Consider the following 25,457-nt stretch of genomic DNA (forward strand, 5'->3'; position numbering starts at 1 on the left):
TTGACCGGAGGTTTATTTTATATCAGAAATGATTTAATTTTTAGCTGATCAGATCAAATCTTGCATATTCCGCAATTTTCTTAGGAATTCTGATTCCTTCTGCCGTCTGATTATTTTCAAGCAGCGCAGCCATAATTCTCGGCAGAGCCATAGCAGAGCCATTTAAGGTATGCACCAGCTGGGATTTTCCTTCTGTTTTGAAACGGCATTTCAGACGGTTGGCCTGGAAAGTTTCAAAATTAGAGACAGAGCTTACTTCCAGCCACATTTCCTGAGCCGCACTCCATACTTCAAAATCATAGGTCATAGCAGACGTGAAGCCCATATCACCACCGCAAAGTCTTAACACCCTGAACGGAAGCTCAAGATCGGTAAGGATCTCTTTGATGTGTTCTACCATTTCTTCTAAAGCTGCATAAGAGTTCTCCGGTTTTTCAAGTCTTACGATCTCTACTTTTTCAAACTGGTGAAGACGGTTCAGACCTCTTACGTGAGCGCCATAGCTTCCCGCTTCTCTTCTGTAACACTGAGAGAATGCCGTATTTTTAATTGGAAGATCTTTTTCTTCAAGCAATACATCACGGTAAAGATTCGTTACAGGAACTTCAGCCGTAGGAATAAGATACAGATCATCTTCACCAATGTGGTACATCTGCCCTTCCTTGTCAGGAAGCTGTCCTGTACCGTACCCTGAAGCTTCATTCACCACGTGAGGAGGGTTCACCTCCATATAACCTTTCTCAATGTTCTTATCCAGGAAATACTGAACCAAAGCCCTCTGAAGTCTTGCCCCTTTACCTAAATAAACCGGGAATCCTGCACCTGCTATTTTTACCCCCAATTCAAAATCAATCAGGTTGTACTTTTTAGCAAGCTCCCAGTGAGGGATAGCCCCTTCTCCAAGACCTTCCACATCATGAGACTGGAAAATATTCTCGTTATCCTCCGCAGAAGATCCGCTTTTTACTTTTTCAAAAGGAACGTTCGGAATCTGGTATAAAATATCCAGTAAAGCTTTTTCCGTTACATCTAACTGGGACTGCAGTTCTTTACTCGACTCTTTAAATTGTGCTGTTTTAGATTTTGATAATTCCGCTTCTTCTTTTTTTCCTTCCTTCATCAAAAGTCCGATTTCTTTCGAAATTTTGTTGATCTCGGAAAGCTGGGAATCTAATTCAAACTGAATTCTTTTTCTTTCTTCGTCAGTAGCGATCGCATCATCTACCAACCCAAGATTCTTGAATTGTCTTTTCTGAAGACCTTCTAAAACGCGTTCTTTATTGTCGCGTAAAAAATTGACTTGTAACATTTTATTTAGATGTTAAATATTAGATGTCAGACTTATATATTAAGCTGACTTTTTTACAAATTTAAATTATTTTATGATAGTAATGGTATTTATAGCATTAGGAGCGTCCGCTTCTTTCGTAAACACCACCTGGTTGTTATATTTTACCTGAGCAACCTGGAATACCGACGGCGTCCAGCGGTAAAGGATATCCATTACATCCTGTACCACAACCTCCTGATTATTAACTGTTCTTCTAAGGGAAAAAGTCATTCTGGAGCTGTATGTTCTGTTATCCGGGCTTATGGAATCCTGCGTAATCCTCCTGGCACCCCTGATATATTCGAAATAGTACAGAGAGTCGGTAGTCATCTTAAGCGGAATGGATACCGGCGCCACATCAGTGGTTCCGTTATTATCATTCACGGAATATGCGGTGTATGAGCCTGCTTTTTTAGCATTCAGCAAATCCTGCCCTGCGGTGTTTTTGATATAAATGTTCATGACCTGATCTATCCTCTGCAGGGATTCATCATCACTTCCGCATGAAACTGCCACAAACAGCAACGCTATAAATTGAAATATAAAAATATAATTGAGCCTAAATTTCATCTTCTGTTAATTTTCAATACTCTTTCTTATGCAAATGTATAATTATATATTTGTTCTCGTAATATTTTACCATGTTTTTAAACAAACTCAAAAGATTAAACAGCAGCCACATCACCACCATCTTTAAGGGAAACTTTATTTCCAAGTTCGTTTTGGTGATCGGAGGGCTTTTGCTGGCAAAATATTACGGTTCCTCGGAATACGGGATCTTCAGTATTTATCTCAGTATTATGAGCATTTTTACGGTGGTGCTTAGTCTTGTACAGGAGCATATGATTATGCTTGAAAGCGACGAGCAGGATATCAATAATAATTTCAGTGCTGCCGGAATTATTTCATCCGGAATGATGCTTCTGGCTTTTTTACTGGTGCTTATTCCCTTTGATGTTCCGAAGAATATTCTGTTTCTGGGGATTTTCACAGGCTTTATCTATCTTTTCACCAATAATGCCAAGTTTCTGCTCGCCAAAAAAAAATTATTCAAACTGGTTTCTGTACTTACGATTGTAGATTCCCTCGTTAGTTTTCTGTTTCAGGTTCTGTTTGTATTTATTAAAATAGAAAAGGGGCTGGTTATAGGCAGTCTGATAGGCTATATCGTTGCTTTTCTTGCCGCCGTTTATTATGCAAGGAAATATTTTGTTAAACCGGATTTCAAAAGATATATTGCTCAGGTTAAAAAACGGCCGGAGCTTTTTAAATATTCCTATCCTTCCACCCTGATCAATGCACTGGGCAATAACATTATGCCGATCCTGATCTCGCTTTATTTTGCAGATTCGCTTCTGGGGGAGTATTCTTTAGCTGTAAAGATCATGTCTGTCCCGCTTCTGCTGGTTTCCTCCTCTATTGCAACGGTTTATTATCCGAGAGCTGCAGAGATCAACAACCGGGGCAGAAGCAGAAGTGAACTTTTCGCTTATACAAAAAAGATGAGCCTGATGAATTTCTATATTATCCTTGCTCTGTACATCCTGATCAATGTGGTTGGCATTCCGATTCTGGAACTGTTTTTCAACAAAAACTGGGAACATCTGGGCCTGTTTATTTTCCTGATGTCATTCGGGTATCTTACCCGGAGCCTTATTAATCCCATTTCCGATATTTTAACCATTTTAAAAAGGAATAATGTGGCGCTCGTCTTCAATATCTATCTTTTCCTGGCCAATATTGCCGCCATATTGATTGGAAAGGAAAAAGGAATCAGTTATCTCGTAGGTATTTTCTCCCTGTTTTTGTTTGTAGGCTACGGATTTTTGTATTTTTACATTATGTTTATCCTGAAGAAAAATGAATCCGATTAAAAAATTTATTGAATACCAGATCTTCCATAGAATTAATAATTTTTTCTATCCGGAATATTACCGCCAGAAGTATGACTATCTTCTTCCTCACGTCCTTTTCTTTACCTATCTGGTTCCGCAAAAAATCTTGAGGATCAATGGAAAAGTTCCGTGGCCGGTACATTTTACATCGGAAGTCAGGGGATATCAGAATATTAAGAAAGGAATCATGTGCGATCCGGGCGATAATCCTAATATTTACATTCAGGCCAATAACGGAATTATCATAGGAAGTAACGTTGGTTTTGGAGCAGGAACGTCTCTGATCTCCGCGAATCATAACCACAATGACCACAGTATTCATGATGAATGCGGCCCTATCGTCATCGGAAATAATGTTTTTGTAGGAACCAATTCCGTGATCCTTCCCGGAGTACAGATTGGCGATAATGTGGTAATCGGTGCGGGCTCCATCGTGGCTAAAGATATTCCTTCCAATTCCATTGCGGTAGGAAATCCGTGCAAGGTGATCAAACAAAAAGAACCTTATATTGAAGACTTTACAAAGACTGTTTTCAACCGAAAACTGCCTGAAGGCTTCAATCTAAAGTTCTGATTGATTATTTTTTATATGAATTTAAGCAATTCCTGCCGCCCAACTTTTCTCTAATGGAAGCAGAAAGTGACTTAAAAAATCAAGATAGGTATTTTTCGAAAAGTCAAACACCTGGATATCTTTCTGCAGCTCACCACTTCTCAGTTGAGATTTAAACTCCTGAAGTTTCAGGGTCTTTACTTCTCCGTTTTCCACAAAGCTGGCTTTCATCCTGTCGAAAAGCCCAAGCTGGTATTCTTCATCTATTTCGCGCATTACCTTCCCTAAAGCATCAATGCTGCATCCTGAAGCCATTTCTTTCTCTTCGTCTACACACACCACGATAAACTGATTTTTCTCAATTTTAAAGGATGAAGCAAGCGGTTTCCCGTGGGCAGCCCATGTGGCCAGGAAATCGAATAATTTTTCGGTGATTGCTTTGGCCTCTTTGGTTTCAAAAGGCCTTGATGCAGGATATATAATGACTCTGTAATCGTTGGTTTCTACGATACTGGATTCTTCAATTTTCATGTGAATACAATTAAGAGATTTAAAAATTTTACAGATCTTCCGCTTCCGCAAGAAGTTCTACAATGTCTTTTACGGCTACTTCGTCATTCTTGTTAAAGTGTTTTACCCCGTCTGTCATCATCGTATTACAGAAAGGACATCCTGTAGCAATCACTTTAGGCTGGAAAGACAAAGCTTCTTCCGTTCTTTCAATATTGATGTCTTTATTCCCTTTTTCGGGCTCTTTAAACATCTGTGCACCTCCTGCTCCACAGCATAAGCCATTGGTCTTGCAACGCTTCATTTCTACCAGTTCAGCATCCAGCTTTTCAAGAAGCATTCTCGGAGCCTCATACTCATCATTGGCTCTTCCCAGGTAGCAAGGGTCGTGAAAAGTGATCTTTTTTCCCCTAAAGGCACCGCCTTCTATCTTCAGTCTTCCGTCCTCCATCAGGGATTTCAGGAACTGGGTATGGTGTACCACATCGTAGTGTCCGCCCAGGCTTGGGTATTCATTTTTCAGCGTATTGAAACAGTGCGGGCATGCGGTAACGATTTTTTTTACTTCGTAGGCATTCAGGACCTCAATATTGGTAAGGGCCATCATCTGGAAGACAAACTCGTTTCCTGCTCTTTTCGCAGGATCTCCGGTACAGCTTTCTTCCTGTCCCAGAACTGCAAATTCAACGTTTATCTTGTTTAATATCTTGCAAAATGCTTTTGTAATTTTTTTGGCGCGGTCGTCAAAACTTCCGGCACACCCAACCCAAAATAAAACTTCCGGGGACTTTCCTTCGGCAGCATATTCTGCCATTGTTTTTATACTGAAATCCATTTTTTCCAATTTTACCAATATATCAATGTACCAGTTTACCAATGATTGCTACATTGCTACATTATTTTACATTGTTACATTAATTCTCATTAGCCCAATTCAAACGGTCTGCCTGGTTATACTGCCACGGAGCAGCATTATTTTCTACATTCGTCATCATAAGATTCAGCTCCTGAGGGGCAGCAGACTGCTCCATCACGAGGAATCTTCTCATTTCAAAAATAATGGAAAGCGGATCCAGCAATACCGGACAAGCTTCCGTACAGGCATTACAGGTTGTGCATGCCCAAAGTTCTTCTTTCGTGATATAATCATTCAGAAGCTTCTTGCCATCATCTTCGAATTTTCCGTTTTTGTCTATATTTCTTCCCACTTCTTCCAGCCTGTCCCTTGTTTTCATCAGGATCAGTCTCGGAGACAGTTTCTTTCCTGTGATATTGGCAGGACAGACGGAAGTACATCTTCCGCATTCTGTACAGGAATAGGCATTAAGCAGGTGCACCTGGTTCAGATCGAATACGTCTTCTGCCCCGAATTTTGACGGAACATCGGCAGCATCGCCCTCAGCCGGGGCTGCATATGGATCTGCATTGGGATCCATCATCAGCTTGATCTCTTTGGTCACAGAGTCAAGATTATTGAATTTTCCTTTTCTATCAAGATTCGCATACCATGTGCTTGGAAATGCAAGAATAATATGTAAATGTTTTGAGTAATAAAGATAGTTCATGAAGAACAGGATCCCGATAAAATGGAACCACCATGCTCCTTTTTCAACAAACATTAAAAATCCGTTATCGAAACTGAATACTTCTAAAAACGGAATGAACGTTATCTCACTGATGGGAAAGCTTCCATGCTCGGGAAGAGCCCCTCTCATCTGCAAAATATAATCGGAAGCATTCATGGTAAAGAAAGCCATCATCAGGGCAAACTCAATGATCAGAATCCAGTTGGCGTCATTTTTAGGCCATCCGAAAAGTTCTTTCATCGTTAATCTTTTAACCCCGTAAAAATTTCTTCTGATAAAGAATATCACGACTCCGATCACTACCAGCAATGCCAATACTTCTAACGTTGCCGTAAAGAAACTATAGAAACCGTGTCCAAAAATGGTAGCTAAAAACCTATGCGTTCCAAAGATCCCGTCTACAATAATTTCTATCAGCTCTATATTGATAATAACAAAACCTACATATACAAAAAGATGGAGAATAGCTGCCACAGGACGTTTTCCCATTTTGCTCTGGCCCATCGCCACGGTGGCCATGGTTTCCCAGCGCTCGGATTTTCTGTCGCTTCTGTTGATTTCCCTTCCTAATCTGATATTTCTGTAGATCTTTTGCAGGCTCTTGGCAAAAAGCCCGAATCCTGCTACTAATAGGATCAGAAAAATAATGTTATCGATGTACTGCATAAGGTGATTAGTCTTTATTGTTCTTACCGAAAACTGAGAAATTGATGTATCTCTTAGGGTTGGCTTTCATATCTTCAATCAGGGAATTCAGATTGGTAGATGCAGCATTCAGGTTGTTGTAAAGCTGCTCATCCTTCATCAGCTTTCCTAAACTTCCCTGACCGTTATCAACTCCGGCAATCACCTGGTTCAGTTTTCCTACGGTAACATCTAAATTGGCGATGGTGGCATTCAGCTTTTTGGTATCTATGCTTTCTGCAAGGTTACCATATTTATCCAAAGTTACCTTTCCGCTCTTCATTGTAAGGCTTGCATCATCAAGTACCTGCTGCAGTTTAGGATCATTATGTCCTACAAGGCTGTTCACGCTACCTGCAGTAGTCTGTAACGCGCTTACTGTTTTATTAAGGTTAGCCAATAATGCTTTGATCTCCGCTCTGTTTTGTCCGTCAACCAATTGGTTGGCATTAGCCATCAAAGAGTCTACACGGTGTAAAACGGTCTGCAGCTGATCTTTCACCGGCCCTACCTGGGAAGAAAGGCTTCCTAAAGTTCCCAGTTTGAAAGCACCCTGCAGGGTATCGCCGTCTTTTGCTGTCGGGCCGCCATACATCAGGTTCACTCTCATTTCTTTTCCGGACATCAGTCCCGGTTCAAAGATTTCAAGGGTAGAATTTTTGGAAAACTCAAACTTGTCGTCCACAGTAATTTTTACGACAAAACTGATTTTTCCGTCTTTAGCGGTTCTCGGGATGATCTTATCGACCTGCCCTACTTTGAGACCATTGATGGAAACCGCGGAAGACTGTGCCAGCCCTTCTACGTTATCGTATTTTGCGTAAAATATATTATCGGTAGTAAACAGGCTTCTACCTTTCATGAACTGAAACAATAATACAAAGCCTACAATAGCTAAAAGTGCAATGACCCCAGCTTTTAATTCTTTACTCAACTTCACTTGCTAAATTTTTTCTAATAAGCAAATATAGTACATTTTAAATTAATCTTTTTCTTTATTGTTCTGCGTTAAATACAAAAAAGCGGCAGAAAATTCTGCCGCTTTTATATCCTTAAATTAATTTCTTAATTATTGCTGATTTCCGATCTTGCTCCAGATCTCTATTCTGTAATCTTTGATATCCGCATTATCCTGAAGGCTCTTCATCCAGGCCTGTCCGAACATCCCTGCATTTCTCTGGGTAATAGATTCTGTAAACTGCTTAAGGTCACCCGGCTGCTTGTTTACCGTTTCTGATTTTTTGATCAGTACATACACTCCGGTTCCACCTTCGATAGGGTTAGAAAGCTTTCCTTTCGCCACACCAAATGCTGCACCTGCCACTTTAGGCTCCATGGCTCCGGCTACTGAAGGGTTCAGCATATTCACCTGAGCAGTCTGCTTTGTTGAAGCAAATAATTTAGCAATCTGATCTAAGCTTGAAGCTTTAGCTCCTGCAATTTTATCAGAAATCTGTTTTGCTGCCAGTTTATTTTTAACGATCACTTCGATCTGATCTCTTACCGATTCTGGATCAGCAAGACCTGCTTCCTGTTTTCCGTTAAGATAAGCTACAATTTTATCTCCTGTACCTTCTACGGTAAAGAATTCGGTATCTCCTTTAGATCTCTTCTTATCGAAAGCCCACGCTAAAATTTCACCGTCTTTATCAGTACCAAGTCCCTGCAGCTGTCCGTCAAATCTTTTAGCTGTTTTCGGATTGGAGAACTGATAGTTTCCTTTTTTAGCAATATTCACGAAATCGTTGAAAGATTTCCCCTGAACCTGCTGGATGAATCTTCTTGCTTTTTTATCGGATTCTGCTTCTGTAGCCTCTGAAGGCTTCACTTCTTTCACAAGGTTAGCTACTTTATAGCTCATTGCCCCTGCTTTCTTATCTTCAATATTGATAATGTGATATCCGAACTGTGTTTCTACCACACCGGTTGCTCCTTTAGGATTGTTCGCCAAATAAGTAAGGAACTCAGGAACGAAAGGTGTTTCCGGAGTTGTCCATCCCAGGCTTCCTCCCTGAGCTGCTGAACTTGGGTCGTTAGAAAGCTTAAGGAATTCTGTAAATTTAGCCGGAGTTGATTTGACAATAGCTCCGATAGAGTCTGCTAATTTTTTAGCCTGCTCCTTTGATCTTGTCACTCCTTCTCCTGCCGGACTTCCTTTGAAAGCAATAAGGATGTGTCTTGACAAAGTAGAATCTGAAGTCTTTTTATCCAGAAGTTTTGAAACTACATAAAAATTCTGCTCTTTATAAGGTCCGAAGGTCTGTCCGATAGCGGCAGAAGCAATCTGTCCCTGGATCGTCTGTGGCAATTGGTTCGGCGCTGAATACTGACTGTTAAACGGCATATCAGAATTAGCCATAATGAACATGGAATCATTCTTGGTATTCTGGAAGTTCTCCGTTCCTCCGCTCGCATCAGTACCACCTGAGAACAGTTTATTGATTTCCTTCTGAGTCGCTGCATCATCTGCAGGGCTTGGTCTGGAAGGGAAGTAAACGATTCCGATGTTTCTGCTAGGCTCAGCTTTGAACATTACAGGATGCTGCTTGATATAATTTTCAAGGTCCGCAGTAGTAACGTTGATTTTTGTTTTCTGAAGGTAAGCTGCATAATCAATCTTTACGAAATCAATATCAGCCAGCTGATCTCTCTGCTTCATAAGCTCTTCAGCCTCTTTCTTTCCTGTAGTGATCCCTGCAGAAATATTAGTAAACACCTGTCTTGCCATCAATCTGTATTCCACAGTTTTTCTGGTTTTCAACCATTGGTTGTACCCTTCTGGGTTGGTGTTTTTTAATGTTTCAATTTCTTTTTTAAGCTCTTGAGTTTTAAAATTACCTTTCTCATCAAAGAACTGTTTGTTTTGGGCAAACATCTGATCGTACTGGATCTGGTTCCAGAAATAATCATCCGTCATCTCAAAGCCCAATTTTTCAAACTGCTGCTTGATAAGTTTAGATTGTACAAGTAACTGCCATGCCTGCTCTTCAAGCCCCGTTTTCGGACGGCCCTGCTGTTCAGCCTGCTGCTGCAGCACGAAAAGCTGGTCATTGAACTCTTCGCGGCTAATTTTTTCACCGTTTACTTTTCCTAAAACATCAGGATTTTTTCCAAAAACCTTGTCGATGCTTTCCGGGTTTACCAAAAACGCTAAAAGCGCCAATGCGATCACTCCCATCAAAAGCCAAGGCTTACTCCTAATCTGTCCTAAAATTGCCATTTTATATATTATAGTTTTTTATCAGTTTGCGAAAATACACATTTTTAAGAAATTAGAGAAGCAGAAGTTCTTTATTTTAATTTTTAAAATGAAAGTTTATTCAAAAAAGGAAATTTTGACCATATTTTTTAGCAAAAAACAAATGGCACAGCTATTGTGCCATTTAGGTAACTATAATACGCTGCAGGTTTTCAGCGCATATTGTAAAATATCATTTTAACGATTTAAAACGAAGATGACAATTTGTCATTTTATATAAGTATGACAGAATTTGAAGATATTAGTTTAGAGGAAATGATCGGTGATGGGTTTGATATTGTGGCGGAAGAGATCAACCTTTCAGACTTTTCTGAGACCGATAAGAATTCCGAACAGAAAATATTCCCTATCCTTCCTGTAAGAAATATGGTTATGTTTCCCAACGTAGTAATCCCTATTACTGCCGGAAGAAAAGCATCGATACAGCTTCTTGAGGAAGCCCAGAAAAACGGAGATTTCATTGGCATTGTAAGCCAGAAAAATTCTGATATAGAACAGCCGGCGGAAAAAGACATGTACCAGACCGGTACGCTGGCCAAGATCATTAAGATCATCAAGCTTCCTGAAGGCAATATCACGGCTATCACTAAAGGATTTCACAGATTTAAGATCAAAAAGATCGTAGAAAAGCAGCCTTATTTTAAAGCGGAGATCACAAAACTGAAGGATTCCCAGCCAAAGAACAAGGAAGAATATGAAGCCTTGCTTGACAACGTTAAGGATCTGGCTTTAAAGATCATTGAACTTGACCCGAATATTCCAAACGCAGCCAATTTTGCGATTAAGAATATCAGCAACAATGATGATCTCCTGAACTTCATCTGCACCAACGCTAATTTTCCTTCTACCGAAAAACAAAAGCTGCTGGAGGAAAAAAGCCTGATAGAAAGGGCCAATAAATGCTACGAAATGATGCACGAAGATTTCAGAAAGCTGGAATTAAGAAACCAGATCCATCAGAAAACTTCAAAAGATTTAGATAAGCAGCAAAGAGAATATTTCCTGAATCAGCAGATCAGAACCATTCAGGATGAGCTGGGAGGCGGTCCGGAAAGCGATGTGGAAGACCTCATCAACAAAGCAAAAGCAAAAAAATGGAATCAGGAGGTGGAAGAGCATTTCCAGAAGGAAATCAACAGACTGCAACGCCAGAATCCGAATGCTCCTGATTATAACGTACAGAGAAATTATCTTGATTTCTTTACCGATCTTCCATGGGAAAGGTATACGAAAGATGTTTTTGATATTGCCAAAGCCGAGAAAACTTTAGATAAGGCCCACTTCGGTCTGGAAGATATTAAAAAAAGAATCCTTGAACACATGGCTGTTTTAAAATTAAAAAACAACATGAAATCCCCTATCCTTTTATTGGTAGGACCTCCGGGAGTAGGAAAAACCTCCTTAGGAAAATCCGTTGCTGATGCTTTAGGAAGAAAATACGTAAGATTATCTCTGGGCGGGCTTCATGACGAAAGTGAAATCCGCGGCCACAGAAAGACCTACATTGGGGCTATGGCAGGAAGAATCCTGCAGTCTATCAAGAAATCGGGCACTTCCAACCCGGTGATTGTTCTGGACGAAATTGATAAGATCGGACAAGGCCTGCACGGAGATCCAAGCTCTGCACTCCTGGAAGTTCTTGATCCTGAACAGAATAAATCTTTCTATGATAATTTCCTGGAAATGGGCTATGATTTATCAAAAGTGATGTTTATAGCTACTGCCAATTCCCTTTCTACGATCCAGACTCCGCTTTTAGACCGGACGGAAATCATCCAGATCGCCGGATATACCATGGAGGAAAAGACGGAAATTGCAAAAAGACACTTAATTAAAAAGCAACAGGAAGAAAACGGTCTGGATCCGAAATCATTCAAACTGGGGAATCCTGAACTTAAGCATATTATTGAAGCCCATACTTCTGAAAGTGGGGTAAGAACCCTGGAGAAAAGAATTGCTGCCATTGCGAGATGGGTTGCCTTGCAAACGGCTTTGGTGAAGGAATACAATCCAAAAATCACTATTGAAAAAGTAGACGAAATACTGGGAGTTCCAAGACCTAAAAGTCTATCAGAGATCACCGGAGTTCCGGGAGTTGTGACAGGTCTTGCCTGGACAAGTGTAGGGGGAGACATCTTATACATTGAAAGTATTTTAAGCAACGGAAAAGGAGGCCTTACCATGACCGGAAACCTTGGAACCGTTATGAAAGAATCGGCTACCATAGCTCTGGAATATATCAAAGCCAGACATGATGACCTTGGAATCCCGCAGGAAGATCTGGATAAGAAAAACATCCACGTTCACGTTCCGGAAGGTGCAACACCTAAGGACGGACCATCTGCCGGTATTGCCATGCTTACTTCCATGGTTTCTTCGTTCAAAAATAAAAAAGTAAAACCTCATCTTGCGATGACCGGTGAAATCACTTTAAGAGGAAAAGTGCTTCCTGTAGGCGGAATCAAAGAAAAACTGCTTGCCGCGACGAGAGCAGGAATAAAAGAAGTGATCTTATGTGAAGCGAACAGAAAGGATGTAGAAGAAATTAAAAAAGATTATCTGAAAAACCTGACGGTACATTATGTGAACAGGATGGAGGAAGTCATAGAATTTGCTATTGAAAAATAATTCATAACATATCAACTCTCAATAAGGAAACGCGTCTCAGATTATATTTGAGATGCGTTTTTTATTAACCACAAAAGACATAAAAGATTTAAACACTTTAGTTATTTTCAAGTTAAATAAATTACGTACAGAAGTGCACTTAAGTTTTATAAAAAATCAAAGATTTTTTATAAGTCCATTTTCTAAATCAGCTGTATCTGCAAAATCAGCGTACGATAAAACAATAAAACTCAAGGGAAAGTTATACCCTGGAGAGATCGGTTCAATTATGGGAAAGACATACCACACCGCCCTGTTGATGTGCTTTTTTACCAAAAGAATTGTGTTAATTAAACTAAAACGGACACGTAATTAGATGTGTTTTCTTATTTTTATGCAACAGATTTGAAAAATTATGAACTTTCTTAGACTCCCTTTTATCGTTAATCTCACTCTGGTTGTTATATCCATTATTGGCCTTGGCTACCTCTTAGCACTCGGACAGAGTATATTGGCTCCTTTTTTTCTGGCTTTTTTAATGGCTATGCTTTTTCTTCCGGTTGCTACATTCATGGAAAGAAAACTAAGGTTTCCAAGGTCGGTATCTACCATGGCTTCTGTTTTCGTTATGCTGGCTATTTTATCAGGACTTATCTATTTTTTCGGGTCGCAGCTCTCTGATTTCAGCAAAGACCTTCCTCATCTGCGGGAACAGATGACCACAGTTTTCAATAACCTGCAGCACTGGATTTCAAAGACGTTCAATGTAAAGATTGATGAACAGCTGGATTATATTAATCAGGGACTTAACAAGCTGCTTTCTTCTTCCGGCGTGATCCTTGGCTTTACTTTCGGAATATTTTCAAGCGGATTTGGTTTTATTGTATTTTTCACCCTGTTTTTTATCTTTATTTTAAACTACAGAAGAATTCTCAATAATTTTATCGTTACTGTTTTTAACGAAAAACATAAAGCAAGCGTACAGGAAGTGGTTACCGAGATCAGGGTAATGACCAAGAAGTACATAATCGGGCTTTGTCTGCAGGTCTTAATCGTATCAATCCTGACGTCAATCCTTCTTACAATTTTAGGCATTAAATATGCTATCCTTCTGGCTGTATTAACTGGCTTACTAAATGTTATTCCGTACCTGGGAATCTGTATTTCTCTTTTAATCTCATGTTTTATCGCTTTTGCAACCGGCACCCCTTCCACCTGTGTTTATGTAGCGATAGGATATATTGCTGTACATATTATTGATGGAAATATTGTTCTTCCTTTCGTAGTGGGTTCAAAAGTAAAGATCAATGCCTTATTTTCTTTTATCGGAATTATTTTAGGAGAACATCTTTGGGGAATTGCAGGAATGTTCCTCTGCATTCCGGCTATTGCGATTATTAAAATTATTTTCGAAAGGGTAGATGGATTAAAACCCTGGGGAAAACTGCTCGGTGAAGAAGAGAAACCAAACAAGAAGAAAAAGAGCTATAAAATTTCGAAGAATATTACACTGAAAGAAATGGATTAAAACATAAGTAATTGGTAATGGGCAATGAGTAATATAAATTGATTCATACCAGTAAAGTTATTAGTTATTAGTTATTACTCATAAAAAAAATCTGCCTCAGATGAGGCAGATTTTTTATAATGCGCAGAATGGGCTCATTCCACTTGGGCAAAGCTGATCGCATGGAATATAAGACTGATTGTCCGGACAGTATCCTAAATCCGTTCCCGGATTCGTTCCTCCTCCACCCCCGCCTAAACATGGGTCTCCCGGCGGTATTTTACAAGGACAGCCTACCGGTCCGATATCACAGATAGGTGGTTTTCCACCTCCATTGATTTTTTTTAAATGCTCACGATCTAATTTTTGAAGTTTTTTCAACATAATACGATAGTTTAGTTTTGATTTGCAGAACAAATATACCAAATGAAACCATAAATTATTCCACACACAGGGAAAAACCAAAAACATTAACAAATTTTAATAAAAACAGAGCTTTGAATATCATTTTTGTTTTACATTTGATATAAAATCATCAAACATGAAAATCGTAAAGTTTATTCTATGCCTTTTATTCGGATTGGTTTTTATCAATGCCGGACTTGACAAATTTCTTCATTATTCACCAATGCCGAAGCTAACTGCAGAACAGGTGAAAATCTTTGCAGCATTCGGTGAAATTGGCTGGCTGATCCCTTTAGTGGGTATTGTAGAAATTATCGGAGGACTTTTATTTATTATCCCGAAGACCAGAGCTTTGGGGGCTATTATTATCCTTCCGGTTATGGTGGGAATCCTTATTCACAATGTCTACAGGGATCCGAACCAGATGGGAATCATCATGGCTGTGGTGATGTTCCTGATCAATATCTGGATGATTATTGATAACAGGGAGAAATATAAGGCTTTGATTAGTTAAAAAGATTATAGGTAAAAGGTGGCAGGTGGCAGTTATCTAAGACCGTATAATACCTGCTACCTGACACCTTTTACCTGCTACCTAAACAAAAGCACTGAAACCCGTAATTGATCTTCCCACAATCAGGGAATTGATTTCTTTTGTGCCTTCATAGGAGTAAATAGCCTCAGCATCTGCTACAAATCTTGCCACATCATACTCAAGCAGGATTCCGTTTCCACCCATCACTTCTCTGGCTCTGGAAACAATATCACGTGTTCTCAGCGTACAGAATACTTTGGCCAGTGAGGCATGCTCGTCTTTTAAAATTCCTTCATCCTGCATTTCAGATAGCCTGAAAACCATGGTCTGCATTGCAGTAAGATTGGAAAGCATTTCCACCAGATGACCCTGGATCATCTGGAATGAAGCAATAGGTTTTCCAAATTGCTCTCTTGTTCTCGTATATTGTAAAGCACTTTCATAAGCTCCCCGTGCACATCCTGTAGCCATCCATGCTACTCCGGCCCTGGTCATGCGAAGCACCTTTCCGGTATCTTTAAATGAATTAGCATTTTGCAGACGGTTTTCCTCTGTTACCAGACAGTCTTTTAAAGTAATCAATCCATTCTGGACGATCCTCAATGCCATTTTTCCTTTTATTTTTTCCACGGAATATCCCGGATTATCTTTTTCTACAATAAACCCTTTTACTTCGCCGCTGTCCAGGTCTCTTGCCCAGATGATAATCAGGTCGGCAAAAGTGGCGTTTCCGATCCATTTTTTCTGTCCGTTAAGAATCCATCCTTCGGGTGTTTGTTTGCAGGTTACGGTAAGTCCGCCTGCTGCTCCCGACCCTACTTCAGGTTCTGTAAGCCCGAAAGCTCCTATTTTTTCAAATTTCTGCATCTGAGGCAGCCATTTCTGTTTCTGCTCTTCCGATCCGCATATGTAAATAGATCCCATGGCCAACCCTGACTGCACGCCGAAGAATGTTGCAATGGAAGCATCAATTCTTGCCATTTCCATTGCAATAACTCCTTCCATCAGAAAGGGCATTCCCGGACATCCGTAACCTTCATAGGTTACACCGCAGATATTCAGTTTCTGGAATTTAGGAATCAGTTCAAAAGGAAATTCATCCCTGAGCCAGTAATGATTCACCAAAGGCTTCACTTCTTTTTCCATGAATGCTCTTACTTTTAGCTGAATTTCCCGCTGTTCCGGAGTGAGGGTATGGTAGATATCATAAAAATCACCGTCAACAGGAGGAAGCTCTTTCTTCTTCTTGTTGGGATCAAGCATTTTCATCATTCCGTTCAGCTGTTTATCATCCAGTCTGGAGAAATTCTGCATCAGTTTCGGGAGGTCTACTTTCTGGGAGATAGCACTTAACTGGTCAAAATCTATGGATCTGAATAGTTCTATTGCGTTTCTGATTTTGGAAAAAGTATTTGACATAGTAATGTATTGTGGGATTGATTTGTAAAAGTTAAGCAAAAACTGCTCCGAAAACAAGGTTACAAATCGTAATTTATTTTACAAAACATTCATTTACAGTAAATTAAACCGGAAATATTTCTTTACAAACTTTTTACTTCTGATTTTCAAATATTACAATAATTCCTGATTGAACTTTGACCTAAGCAAACCATAAAAAATAAACGCTATGAAAACGACGTACATTAAACTATCACTATCCGCAGTCCTTTTATTAGGGATTTATTCATGTAAAAAAGGAGAAGCTGTTTCTACCGAATATGCAAACTCAACGACAGATTCTGCAACAGTCAATATTTCCGACAGTGTATCCTCTGCCGCAAGCATGACGGTAAAAGACAAGCAATTCATTAAAACAGCTGATGTAAATATGGAAGTTAAGGATGTGTATGAAGCCACAGTTTCCATTGAAAAATCTGTTCAGGATCTTGGAGGATTTGTGACCCACAGTAGTCTCCGCAGCAATGTAATTTCTGAAGATACGTATAATACATCCAATGAAAATGCCATGATGATTAAAAAATTCCAGACGGAAAATACCATGCAGGTAAGAGTTCCTACGGAAAAACTGGGCGAGCTGCTTACTTTGATTAACAATAAGAAACTGTTCCTGAATTCCAGAATAATCAATGCGGAAGATGTAACCTCAGGTATTAAGTACGCCGAAATGGAAGGCAAAAGAATTAAAAAAAACGGCGAAAATATAGAGCAGCTGAAAACCAACAAAGATAAAGTAAAGCTTGACAATGATAATATGGCGGAAGGAAATCTTCAGCAGCTTGCGAACATGGATGTTACGGACAATCTGAAGTACAGCACGATAGACATTTATATCAAAGAACCCAAACTGCGCATTGCTGAAATTGCAGTGACCAATACCAGCAGCATGGACAATAAATATAAATTCAATTTTATCTATGATGCTAAAAACGCTTTTGTAGAAGGTTTTTACCTGATTCAAAAGATCGCTGTCGGGCTTATTACCATATGGCCACTTCTATTAATTTTAACAGCAATACTCTATTTCTTAAGAAAAAGAAAGCTGGCAAGACCGGAAAGCACAAAAATTTCCGGAGAATAAAAGCAATCCTAACCAATTGGTTATCATCATAATTTTAGATTTTACAGACCTCCTGTTTCAGGAGGTTTTTTATTTTTTTGAAAAAAACTGTAACGATTATTGAAGTGCCCTTACCTACTGTTTAAAGAATAAGAAAATCAAAAACTTAATCATATGAAAAATTTAATACAACTTGGGTTTGCGGCATTATTATCATTGAATATGATGGCTGTAAAAGCACAGAATAAAAACACAGAAAACAGTACCCTCTGGGAAATTTCCGGAAACGGACTCACAAAACCTTCTTATCTTGCAGGAACCTGCCACATCATGTGCAGCCAGGATTTTGAAATAAAGCCGAAAGTGATGAAAGCCCTTGAAAAATCTGATCAGCTTGTCATGGAGATCAATTATACGGATCCTGCAGAAATGGCAGCAATGCAGAAAATGTTTCAGGCCGATAAAAAATTATCCGACCAGCTGAGTCCTGAAGAAGCAAAGGAATTAGATAAACTCCTTATTGCTGACTATGGAACGGATCTTAAGAAAATGGATAACTCCAGCTCCCAGGGTCTCTACGCACTGATCTCCCTAAAAGCGGTTCCATGCCCGCAGACTGAAATAAAACTATATGAAATTGAGCTTCTGCAAAATGCCCTTAAAAACAAAAAGAAAGTATACGGGCTGGAAAAAGTGGAAGACCAGATGAATTCTATCAATAAGGCTTATGATCTGAAAGGAGTGATCGGGCAGCTGAAAATGGGAAAAGAATATGAAAAGCTGCTTAAAGAAATGGTGGCAGCATTCAAAAAAGAAGATGTGCAATCCGTTTACACACTTTTTAAAGATGATAAAATAATGAATGCAGACCAGGAAAAGGCCATGCTCACAGACCGGAATAAAAACTGGGCCGAAAAAATGCCGGATATGATGAAAAAAGAAAGTTCTTTCTTTGCCGTTGGAGGCGCCCACCTAATGGGAGAAAACGGAGTGATCCAGCTTCTGAAATCCAAAGGATACACCGTGAAACCGGTAGCGAGCCTATAAACTAACCAAACCATGAAACTATTGTGAGCAGTCAGACTGAAACCGCTTTTTTAAAGCTCATCAACCAGCACAAAGGCATCCTGTACAAGACGTCCCGTATCTATGCGGATTCTGTGGAGGACCGGGAAGACCTTCAGCAGGAAATCCTGATCCAGCTGTGGAAATCTTACCAGAACTTCAAAGGAAACAGTGAATTTTCTACGTGGATGTACCGGGTCGCCATCAATACCGCGATCACTTATCTGAAAAAGGAGAAACAGCGGACAAGTGACCAGACGGATGTACCGCAGCATTTTGAAGTTCAGAATGAAGATTACAATCCTTCAAAAGACCGGCAGCTGGAAGTATTCTACGCCGCAGTCCAGGAACTGAAACCGGTTGAAAAAGCAGTAATCTTCTATTTCATGGAAGGCATGTCCCACAAGCAGATCGGCGACAACCTGGGGCTCAGTGAAGTGAATGCCCGCGTAAAACTAAACCGAACAAAAGAAAAAATACAGCAAATCATAAAAAAATCAGGCTATGAATTTTGATCAATTAAAAGAACAGTGGAATAAGGAAGACGGTGACAACGTCCATATTCCAAACACCATAGAACAATTAAAGAAAAGCAAGCATCCTATTGAAAAAATCCAGAAAAGTATGAAAGCGGAATTTCCGATGCAGATTATCGCTGTGATTCTTATTGGTTTTTTTCCACAACAGCTGGGCTTTCCCACCTCGCAATATGTTATTTACTATACTTCATATGTCATGCTGGTGGTGATATCTTCCTATTACCTGTTTGGCTTCTATAAATTTTATAAGCAGACCGAACTTTATTCAGGAAATACCAAAACCAGTCTCTGGAAAATTTACCACGAGCTTAAACTAAATATGGAAAGATACCAGTCTTTCGGCTTCCTGCTTCTCCCTCACGTGATGATCACGATAGGACTGGAATTTTACAACTTACTGGAGAAAAAAGGAGAATCTTTGGGACATATCTCAAATTCTTTTCAGCAGACCCTGATCATAAGCGTTCTCCTGGGAACCGGAGCCATGGTCGCCGGGATTGTCTTATGGACCAAATATATTTACGGAAGAAATGCTAAACATCTTGAAAATATTCTGAACGAAATGGATGAATAATTTTACTGTACCCTCTTTCACAAAAGAATAACGATGTAACCCCAGATCAAATCCGGGGTTTCTTTTTTTAAAAAAATGTTATTTATCACGCTCAAATTTATCTGAGGTTTTATTTTTCCGTAAATTTGCAGATCAGAAATAAAATGATATGGATTTTATACATTTTAATCCTGCTTTTATTTTCTGAATCTATATAATTCCTAATCATATGCTATCAAAAATAAACCCTATACATACCAACAGCTGGAAAGCACTTGACGAACATTTTGGAGGAAACGACTTCGATATGAGAAGCCTTTTCCAGTACAATCCTAACCGTTTTAATGAATTTTCCATACAGAAAGACAATTTTCTTTTTGATTATTCCAAAAACCTGATCGATTCAAGAACAAAAGAGCTTCTTATTCAGCTAGCCAACGAATGCCAGTTGAAAGATGCCATTTCCCAGATGTTTTCAGGTGAAAAGATTAATGAGACGGAAGGAAGAGCCGTTCTTCATACCGCTTTAAGAGATTTTTCAGATAAAGAAATCATCGTAGACGGTGAAAATATCAAACCACAGATCAGAAGAGTCCTTGATCACATGAAATTCTTCTCCGAAAAAATTATTTCCGGGGAACATAAAGGTTTTAGTGGGAAAGAAATTACGGATGTGGTGAATATCGGCATCGGAGGTTCGGATCTTGGTCCGGTGATGGTGTGTTCGGCTTTAAAGCATTTTAAAACGAGACTGAATGTTCATTTCGTTTCCAATGTAGACGGAAATCACATCGCTGAAACCGTTAAAAAACTGGATCCGGAAACCACGCTGTTCATTATCGCTTCCAAGACGTTCACCACTCAGGAAACCATGACCAATGCCAACTCTGCAAAAGACTGGTTTTTAAAAGCAGGAAAACAAGAGGATGTTGCGAAACATTTCGTTGCTTTATCTACTAATATTGAAGAAGTTAAGAAATTCGGAATCGCAGAGGAAAATATTTTTGAGTTCTGGGATTGGGTAGGCGGAAGATATTCCCTTTGGAGCGCTATTGGTTTGAGCATCGTTCTGGCGGTGGGCTATGACAATTTTGAGCAGCTTTTAAAAGGAGCCAACGATACAGACCAGCATTTCCAGACTGCAGATTTCTCAGAAAATATTCCGGTTCTGATGGGGCTTTTAGGCATCTGGTACCGTAATTTCTATGCAGCAACAAGCTATGCTATTCTGCCTTATTCCCAATACTTGGACAGGTTTGCAGCCTATCTTCAGCAGGGAGATATGGAAAGCAACGGAAAATGTGTAGACAGAAACGGCGAATTTGTAGAATATGAAACGGGACCAATTATCTGGGGTGAGCCGGGGACCAACGGACAGCATGCTTTCTACCAGCTTATCCACCAGGGAACAGAATTGATTCCGGCAGATTTTATCGCTTATGCAAAAAGCAGTAATGCAGTTTCTGATCACCAGCCTAAACTTTTAGCCAACTTTTTTGCACAGACTGAGGCGCTTGCCTTCGGAAAATCTGAAGAAGAAGCAGAAGAAGAATTAAGAAATGCAGGAAAATCCGATGAGGAAATAGACAGATTGCTTAATTATAAAGTTTTCCATGGAAACACTCCGACCAATTCTATCCTTTTCAAAGAATTAACTCCTTTTTCATTGGGACAGTTAATCGCTTTGTATGAGCATAAGATTTTTGTTCAAGGGGTGATCTGGAATATTTTCAGCTTTGACCAGTTCGGTGTGGAATTAGGAAAAGTTTTAGCTAATAAGATCCTTCCGGAGCTTGAAAATAATGAGGCGGTAAGTTCTCATGACAGCTCTACCAACGGATTGATCAATTATTATAAAGGAAATAAATAACCTATGTCTGTACTACGGTCATATTATTATAAACTTCCACCCGGCCTAAGGCTTCTGGGCAGAAAAATTTATTTTTTCCCGATCGATCTCTATGATGGTCTTACCGGGAAAAGATCTAAAAATGCCCCTAAAAAAGGAGACATCTATGTAGGCGGCCGCGGCGATGATTTTATTGCCCACGGAATCCGTCAGGTGAATGCTCTTAAAAAGCACATCGGGATCCAAAATACAGATCATGTTCTGGATGTAGGATGTGGTATAGGAAGAACGGCGGTAGCACTTACAGACATTATTGATAAAGGAACCTATGATGGTTTTGATGCGGTAGAGAAAGGAATTAACTGGTGCAATAAAAATATCGGGGAAAAACATCCAAACTTTAAGTTCAAGTTTACCCCTATTTATAATGATCTGTACAATACATTCAGCCAAAAGGCAGAAGATTTTACATTTCCTTACGAAGATGGCCTGTTTGATAAAGTGTTCCTGTTTTCCGTATTCACCCACATGCAGATACCTGAAATCAAAAGATACCTGAAAGAAATCAGCAGGGTAATGAATAGCGATGGGCAATGCCTGGCCACATTCTTTCTGTATGACGAAACCAAAAAGGAGTTTGGCAGCATGCCTTTCCCTCATCAATATGACGGATACAGGCTGATGGATGACAAGGTAACCGCAGCCAATATTGCGGTAAGCATTCCTTTGCTGAACCAGATGGCGGCTGAAGCCGGACTGCAGGTAGCTATGGTAAAAGGAGGATTCTGGAGAGCAGATGTGGAAAGAGAAGGTGCCGATGAATTCCAGGATATTGTTGTATTCAAAAAAATCTAAATAAAAGTAAATAAAGTAAAAATGGCAGAAATTCTTGACGGACTTAAAGTATCCAAAGAAATCAAGGCTGAAATCAAGGCTGAAGTAGAAAAAATCCTTGAAGGCAAGAAAAGGGCTCCCCATCTGGTGGCCATTCTTGTGGGGAACAATGGAGCCAGCAAAGCGTACGTAAACTCTAAAGTAAAAGACTGTGAAGAAGTAGGATTCCGTTCTTCTCTTCTCAAGTTCCCGAGCACTGTTTCCGAATCTGAATTGCTGGAAAAGATTGATGAGCTAAACAAATCCAAAGAAGTAGACGGCTTCATTGTACAGCTTCCTTTGCCGGACCAGATTGACCAGGAGAAGATCATCATGGCCATTGATCCAAGAAAGGATGTAGATGGTTTCCACCCTGAAAACTTCGGGAAGATGGCCCTGGAAATGGATACGTTCCTTCCTGCTACGCCATTCGGGATTCTGACATTGTTGGAAAGATATAATATTGAAACCAAAGGGAAAGACTGTGTCATCATCGGAAGAAGCAAAATCGTAGGAAGACCGATGAGCATCCTGATGGGAAGAAAAGATTTCCCGGGTAACTCTACCGTGACATTGACGCACTCTTATACAAAGGATATTGAAGAATATACAAAAAGCGCAGACATCGTTATTACTGCTTTAGGTGATCCGCACTTCTTAAAGGGTGATATGATCAAAGACGGCGCTGTAATCGTGGATGTAGGGATTACAAGAGTAGATGACGACTCTCCTAAAGGATATTATCTTGCGGGCGATGTTGATTTTGACAGCTGTGCAGCCAAAGCAAGCTGGATTACACCAGTACCCGGAGGAGTAGGCCCTATGACCAGAGCCATGCTGATGAAAAATACCATCATCGCATACAAAACTTCGGTCTATAACGACTAATTTTAAAATGAACAGAGAAGAAGATATTTTATTAAAAGAAGGTAAAATGCTCCCGGTAATGGAGCATTTTTACACTTTACAGGGAGAAGGAGCACACACAGGAAAAGCATCTTATTTCATCAGATTGGGAGGCTGCGACGTGGGGTGCCATTGGTGTGATGTAAAAGAAAGCTGGGATCCGAACCTGCATCCGCTGATGAACGCAGAAGAAATTGCCGAAACCGCAGCAAAACACTGCAAAACAATAGTGCTTACGGGCGGAGAGCCTCTGATGTGGAATCTGGATATTCTGACAGGAAAATTAAAAGAACTGGGATGTACCATTCATATTGAAACGTCAGGAGCGTATCCGATGAGCGGCCACATCGATTGGATTACACTTTCTCCCAAAAAAACAGGACTTCCGAAAGAGGAGATTTATGAAAAGGCCAGCGAGCTTAAAGTGATTATATTCAATCAGCATGATTTTACGTTTGCCCAGGAACAGGCCGCAAAGGTTTCTGAAAACTGTAAGCTGTATATGCAAAGCGAATGGAGCAAGCGTGATGAGATGTATCCTAAAATCACCGATTTTATCCTGGCACATCCGGAATGGCAAGCCTCGGTACAGACCCATAAATATCTGAATATTCCTTAGACACTGTCTTAAATTTCACAAAAAAGGATTAGAGGTCTTTTTTTTATTAATATGTCCGTTTTTGTGCCTGAAGTATTCAAGTAGTAGAAGAAAATCCAGAATATTTACAGAATACCGGAATTTCCAGTGAAAATTACGTACATTAGCCCATAGTATCCGTTATAACACCGATAGATGCAGAGAATTCGATACTCTAGATACCTGAAATCGATTATTATTTTGCTTGACCTTTTGGTTATTGCATCTATTTTTATTTTCTTTTTTGTAAGCCGGAACGAAAATCTGAAGTATAATAAAGAGACATGGTACGAGAATATCTTCTCACTCATATTGCTGTTTTTGTTCTGGATGCTGTTGAGCGGCAGAACAAAGATTTATAATATCCAGAGGAACCTCACCTATACTTTGTTTCTGGAACGTCTCCTGATTCACTTCCTGTTTTTCATATTGGGCGTTCTGCTTATTGCGAAAGTGAGTAAAAACGTATTTTTCAATTCAGATATATACTGGCTGTCGTTTTATCTCTTTTTCTTTATTTTCCTTGTCAAATCGGTCATCTATTTCAGTATAAAATATTTCCGTTCATTGGGGATTAATTACAGAAATGTGATGTTCCTGGGTGAAGAAGGATCAACGGACATTCTGAAAAACATCTTTGAAAACAGAAAAGATTACGGATATAAAATTTTTGAGTACGAAAATCCTGGTATCAATTCAGACGATCTGGTTGGGTTCTGGAAAAGGAATGGAATTCATACGCTATTTTTATCCACAGAAAATACATTCAGTGAAGAGGTGGAAAAAGAGATCTTTAAGCTGGCCGAAGACAATAAGGTTCATGTATCTCTGATCCCAAGTATTTCGCAGAGTGATTTCTTCCTTTATGATCTCGGATATATCCAGACACAGCCGATTCTCAGCCAGGCAAAATATCCGCTGGATTTTTATTCCAATTTCCTGGTAAAAAGAACGTTTGACATTGCTTTCTCGGCAGTCATTCTGCTTCTGCTGTGTTCATGGCTGTTTCCAATCATTGCTGTTTTAATAAAAGCAACTTCCAAAGGCCCGGTATTTTTCGTTCAGAAAAGATATGGTTTCCATGAAGAGGTGTTTTCGTGCCTGAAATTCAGAACAATGGTTGTAAACGATGAGTCTGCTACAAAAACAACGGCAGAAAACGATTCCAGAATCACTAAAATCGGGAAATTCCTTAGAAAAACCAGCCTTGATGAGCTTCCCCAGTTTATCAACGTCCTGAAAGGGGAAATGTCTATTGTAGGACCACGTCCGCACATGCTGGCTGTGGATAACTATTATAAACCAAAAATCGGAAGGTACAGCTTAAGGAGCATGGTTTCTCCGGGAATTACAGGTCTTGCCCAGGTAAGCGGGCTTCGGGGGGATTACGGGGATGTGGAAGTAGAAATGAGGAAACGTATTCTTGCGGACGCTTTCTATGTAAGAAACTGGAGTTTTGTTCTGGACCTGGTTATTATTTTAAAGACCGTTTTACTGGTCATCGGCGGAGATAAAAACGCAAAATAAATCAAACAAAAAGAAAAGATTAAAATTAAGGAATCATATTTGCTGCTTAGGTTAGGTAAACCTTAGGGCGAGGAAGCGAACTTTACCCTTAATTTAAATAAAAAAACCTAATTTAGCAG

At 39.7% G+C, this 25,457-nt stretch carries 23 protein-coding genes; 14 read left to right on the plus strand and 9 right to left on the minus strand.

Features of this window, described 5'->3' with window-relative positions; genetic code table 11:
- Positions 1 to 40 precede the first annotated feature (40 nt).
- Both serS and B7E04_RS02120 read right to left on the minus strand, forming a co-directional pair.
- Complete coding sequence (serS, locus tag B7E04_RS02115) at positions 41 to 1,309, minus strand: serine--tRNA ligase (RefSeq protein ID WP_080777132.1); 1,269 nt, start codon at positions 1,307 to 1,309, stop codon at positions 41 to 43.
- A gap of 66 nt (positions 1,310 to 1,375) precedes the next feature.
- Positions 1,376 to 1,900 carry a hypothetical protein gene (locus B7E04_RS02120; protein WP_080777133.1) on the minus strand — a complete coding sequence of 175 codons (525 nt, stop codon included), beginning with the start codon at positions 1,898 to 1,900 and terminating at the stop codon, positions 1,376 to 1,378.
- Between the two features lie 71 nt (positions 1,901 to 1,971).
- Between B7E04_RS02120 and B7E04_RS02125 the strand changes: the two genes are divergently transcribed.
- Positions 1,972 to 3,204, plus strand: coding sequence for a lipopolysaccharide biosynthesis protein (locus tag B7E04_RS02125; RefSeq protein WP_080777135.1), 1,233 nt, complete (start codon positions 1,972 to 1,974; stop codon positions 3,202 to 3,204).
- A complete protein-coding gene (locus B7E04_RS02130) occupies positions 3,191 to 3,799 on the plus strand; it encodes an acyltransferase (RefSeq protein ID WP_080777137.1) in 609 nt (202 codons plus the stop codon). Before B7E04_RS02125 ends, B7E04_RS02130 begins: the two co-directional genes overlap by 14 nt.
- 21 nt (positions 3,800 to 3,820) lie before the next feature.
- Here B7E04_RS02130 and B7E04_RS02135 read toward each other — a convergent pair whose 3' ends face one another.
- From B7E04_RS02135 to B7E04_RS02155, 5 genes are all read right to left on the minus strand, one after another.
- Entirely contained in the window at positions 3,821 to 4,309 is a 489-nt protein-coding gene (locus B7E04_RS02135) for a hypothetical protein (protein ID WP_080777138.1), read from the minus strand.
- A gap of 28 nt (positions 4,310 to 4,337) precedes the next feature.
- A complete protein-coding gene (locus B7E04_RS02140) occupies positions 4,338 to 5,123 on the minus strand; it encodes a (Fe-S)-binding protein (protein WP_080777140.1) in 786 nt (261 codons plus the stop codon).
- A 79-nt stretch (positions 5,124 to 5,202) separates the two neighbouring features.
- Positions 5,203 to 6,540, minus strand: a complete 1,338-nt coding sequence (locus B7E04_RS02145; protein WP_080777142.1) for a 4Fe-4S dicluster domain-containing protein — start codon at positions 6,538 to 6,540, stop codon at positions 5,203 to 5,205.
- 7 nt (positions 6,541 to 6,547) lie between these two features.
- Entirely contained in the window at positions 6,548 to 7,498 is a 951-nt protein-coding gene (locus B7E04_RS02150; protein ID WP_080777144.1) for an MlaD family protein, read from the minus strand.
- 129 nt (positions 7,499 to 7,627) lie between these two features.
- Positions 7,628 to 9,778, minus strand: a complete 2,151-nt coding sequence (locus tag B7E04_RS02155) for a peptidylprolyl isomerase (RefSeq protein ID WP_080777146.1) — start codon at positions 9,776 to 9,778, stop codon at positions 7,628 to 7,630.
- 261 nt (positions 9,779 to 10,039) lie between these two features.
- Between B7E04_RS02155 and lon the strand changes: the two genes are divergently transcribed.
- A complete protein-coding gene (gene lon / locus B7E04_RS02160) occupies positions 10,040 to 12,445 on the plus strand; it encodes an endopeptidase La (RefSeq protein ID WP_080777147.1) in 2,406 nt (801 codons plus the stop codon).
- 394 nt (positions 12,446 to 12,839) lie between these two features.
- The gene (locus tag B7E04_RS02170) at positions 12,840 to 13,952 is read left to right on the plus strand and encodes an AI-2E family transporter (protein ID WP_080777151.1); all 1,113 of its coding nucleotides are present in this window, start codon (positions 12,840 to 12,842) and stop codon (positions 13,950 to 13,952) included.
- A 114-nt stretch (positions 13,953 to 14,066) separates the two neighbouring features.
- Here the strand turns inward: B7E04_RS02170 and B7E04_RS02175 are convergent, their stop codons facing one another.
- Positions 14,067 to 14,315 carry a hypothetical protein gene (locus B7E04_RS02175; RefSeq protein ID WP_080777153.1) on the minus strand — a complete coding sequence of 83 codons (249 nt, stop codon included), beginning with the start codon at positions 14,313 to 14,315 and terminating at the stop codon, positions 14,067 to 14,069.
- A 157-nt stretch (positions 14,316 to 14,472) separates the two neighbouring features.
- Between B7E04_RS02175 and B7E04_RS02180 the strand changes: the two genes are divergently transcribed.
- Positions 14,473 to 14,850, plus strand: a complete 378-nt coding sequence (locus B7E04_RS02180; RefSeq protein ID WP_080777155.1) for a DoxX family protein — start codon at positions 14,473 to 14,475, stop codon at positions 14,848 to 14,850.
- Between the two features lie 81 nt (positions 14,851 to 14,931).
- On the opposite strand, the gene B7E04_RS02185 is transcribed toward B7E04_RS02180, so the two are convergent.
- Positions 14,932 to 16,290 carry an acyl-CoA dehydrogenase family protein gene (locus B7E04_RS02185; protein ID WP_080777157.1) on the minus strand — a complete coding sequence of 453 codons (1,359 nt, stop codon included), beginning with the start codon at positions 16,288 to 16,290 and terminating at the stop codon, positions 14,932 to 14,934.
- Positions 16,291 to 16,498: 208 nt separating this feature from the next.
- Between B7E04_RS02185 and B7E04_RS02190 the strand changes: the two genes are divergently transcribed.
- The 9 genes from B7E04_RS02190 to B7E04_RS02230 all read left to right on the plus strand — a co-directional run bounded on the left by B7E04_RS02190 (position 16,499) and on the right by B7E04_RS02230 (position 25,338).
- Positions 16,499 to 17,410, plus strand: a complete 912-nt coding sequence (locus tag B7E04_RS02190; RefSeq protein WP_080777159.1) for a DUF4349 domain-containing protein — start codon at positions 16,499 to 16,501, stop codon at positions 17,408 to 17,410.
- A gap of 153 nt (positions 17,411 to 17,563) precedes the next feature.
- Positions 17,564 to 18,436: a TraB/GumN family protein gene (locus B7E04_RS02195; protein WP_080777161.1), complete on the plus strand. Its 873-nt coding sequence runs from the start codon at positions 17,564 to 17,566 to the stop codon at positions 18,434 to 18,436.
- Positions 18,437 to 18,459: 23 nt separating this feature from the next.
- Positions 18,460 to 18,969 (plus strand): RNA polymerase sigma factor, encoded by a 510-nt coding sequence (locus B7E04_RS02200; protein WP_062652047.1) that lies wholly within the window; start codon positions 18,460 to 18,462, stop codon positions 18,967 to 18,969.
- On the plus strand, positions 18,959 to 19,567 hold the full coding sequence (locus B7E04_RS02205; protein WP_080777162.1) for a hypothetical protein: 609 nt from the start codon (positions 18,959 to 18,961) through the stop codon (positions 19,565 to 19,567). Before B7E04_RS02200 ends, B7E04_RS02205 begins: the two co-directional genes overlap by 11 nt.
- A 208-nt stretch (positions 19,568 to 19,775) precedes the next feature.
- On the plus strand, positions 19,776 to 21,416 hold the full coding sequence (gene pgi, locus B7E04_RS02210; RefSeq protein ID WP_080777165.1) for a glucose-6-phosphate isomerase: 1,641 nt from the start codon (positions 19,776 to 19,778) through the stop codon (positions 21,414 to 21,416).
- A 3-nt stretch (positions 21,417 to 21,419) separates the two neighbouring features.
- The gene (locus tag B7E04_RS02215; RefSeq protein ID WP_080777167.1) at positions 21,420 to 22,250 is read left to right on the plus strand and encodes a class I SAM-dependent methyltransferase; all 831 of its coding nucleotides are present in this window, start codon (positions 21,420 to 21,422) and stop codon (positions 22,248 to 22,250) included.
- Positions 22,251 to 22,271: 21 nt separating this feature from the next.
- Positions 22,272 to 23,156 (plus strand): bifunctional 5,10-methylenetetrahydrofolate dehydrogenase/5,10-methenyltetrahydrofolate cyclohydrolase, encoded by an 885-nt coding sequence (locus tag B7E04_RS02220; RefSeq protein ID WP_080777170.1) that lies wholly within the window; start codon positions 22,272 to 22,274, stop codon positions 23,154 to 23,156.
- 7 nt (positions 23,157 to 23,163) lie between these two features.
- A complete protein-coding gene (locus B7E04_RS02225; protein WP_080777172.1) occupies positions 23,164 to 23,793 on the plus strand; it encodes a 7-carboxy-7-deazaguanine synthase QueE in 630 nt (209 codons plus the stop codon).
- Positions 23,794 to 23,967: 174 nt separating this feature from the next.
- Positions 23,968 to 25,338 carry an exopolysaccharide biosynthesis polyprenyl glycosylphosphotransferase gene (locus tag B7E04_RS02230; RefSeq protein ID WP_080777174.1) on the plus strand — a complete coding sequence of 457 codons (1,371 nt, stop codon included), beginning with the start codon at positions 23,968 to 23,970 and terminating at the stop codon, positions 25,336 to 25,338.
- Positions 25,339 to 25,457: the final 119 nt, after the last annotated feature.

Source organism: Chryseobacterium phocaeense (assembly GCF_900169075.1).
Lineage (GTDB): Bacteria > Bacteroidota > Bacteroidia > Flavobacteriales > Weeksellaceae > Chryseobacterium > Chryseobacterium phocaeense.

Bases quoted from the DNA above. Each gene is read 5' to 3' on its own strand.
- serS (WP_080777132.1), bottom strand. From the start codon at position 1,309: ATGTTACAAGTCAATTTTTTACGCGACAATAAAGAACGCGTTTTAGAA.
- B7E04_RS02120 (WP_080777133.1), bottom strand. From the start codon at position 1,900: ATGAAATTTAGGCTCAATTATATTTTTATATTTCAATTTATAGCGTTG.
- B7E04_RS02125 (WP_080777135.1), top strand. From the start codon at position 1,972: ATGTTTTTAAACAAACTCAAAAGATTAAACAGCAGCCACATCACCACC.
- B7E04_RS02130 (WP_080777137.1), top strand. From the start codon at position 3,191: ATGAATCCGATTAAAAAATTTATTGAATACCAGATCTTCCATAGAATT.
- B7E04_RS02135 (WP_080777138.1), bottom strand. From the start codon at position 4,309: ATGAAAATTGAAGAATCCAGTATCGTAGAAACCAACGATTACAGAGTC.
- B7E04_RS02140 (WP_080777140.1), bottom strand. From the start codon at position 5,123: ATGGATTTCAGTATAAAAACAATGGCAGAATATGCTGCCGAAGGAAAG.
- B7E04_RS02145 (WP_080777142.1), bottom strand. From the start codon at position 6,540: ATGCAGTACATCGATAACATTATTTTTCTGATCCTATTAGTAGCAGGA.
- B7E04_RS02155 (WP_080777146.1), bottom strand. From the start codon at position 9,778: ATGGCAATTTTAGGACAGATTAGGAGTAAGCCTTGGCTTTTGATGGGA.
- lon (WP_080777147.1), top strand. From the start codon at position 10,040: ATGACAGAATTTGAAGATATTAGTTTAGAGGAAATGATCGGTGATGGG.
- B7E04_RS02170 (WP_080777151.1), top strand. From the start codon at position 12,840: ATGAACTTTCTTAGACTCCCTTTTATCGTTAATCTCACTCTGGTTGTT.
- B7E04_RS02175 (WP_080777153.1), bottom strand. From the start codon at position 14,315: ATGTTGAAAAAACTTCAAAAATTAGATCGTGAGCATTTAAAAAAAATC.
- B7E04_RS02180 (WP_080777155.1), top strand. From the start codon at position 14,473: ATGAAAATCGTAAAGTTTATTCTATGCCTTTTATTCGGATTGGTTTTT.
- B7E04_RS02185 (WP_080777157.1), bottom strand. From the start codon at position 16,290: ATGTCAAATACTTTTTCCAAAATCAGAAACGCAATAGAACTATTCAGA.
- B7E04_RS02190 (WP_080777159.1), top strand. From the start codon at position 16,499: ATGAAAACGACGTACATTAAACTATCACTATCCGCAGTCCTTTTATTA.
- B7E04_RS02195 (WP_080777161.1), top strand. From the start codon at position 17,564: ATGAAAAATTTAATACAACTTGGGTTTGCGGCATTATTATCATTGAAT.
- B7E04_RS02205 (WP_080777162.1), top strand. From the start codon at position 18,959: ATGAATTTTGATCAATTAAAAGAACAGTGGAATAAGGAAGACGGTGAC.
- pgi (WP_080777165.1), top strand. From the start codon at position 19,776: ATGCTATCAAAAATAAACCCTATACATACCAACAGCTGGAAAGCACTT.
- B7E04_RS02215 (WP_080777167.1), top strand. From the start codon at position 21,420: ATGTCTGTACTACGGTCATATTATTATAAACTTCCACCCGGCCTAAGG.
- B7E04_RS02220 (WP_080777170.1), top strand. From the start codon at position 22,272: ATGGCAGAAATTCTTGACGGACTTAAAGTATCCAAAGAAATCAAGGCT.
- B7E04_RS02225 (WP_080777172.1), top strand. From the start codon at position 23,164: ATGAACAGAGAAGAAGATATTTTATTAAAAGAAGGTAAAATGCTCCCG.
- B7E04_RS02230 (WP_080777174.1), top strand. From the start codon at position 23,968: ATGCAGAGAATTCGATACTCTAGATACCTGAAATCGATTATTATTTTG.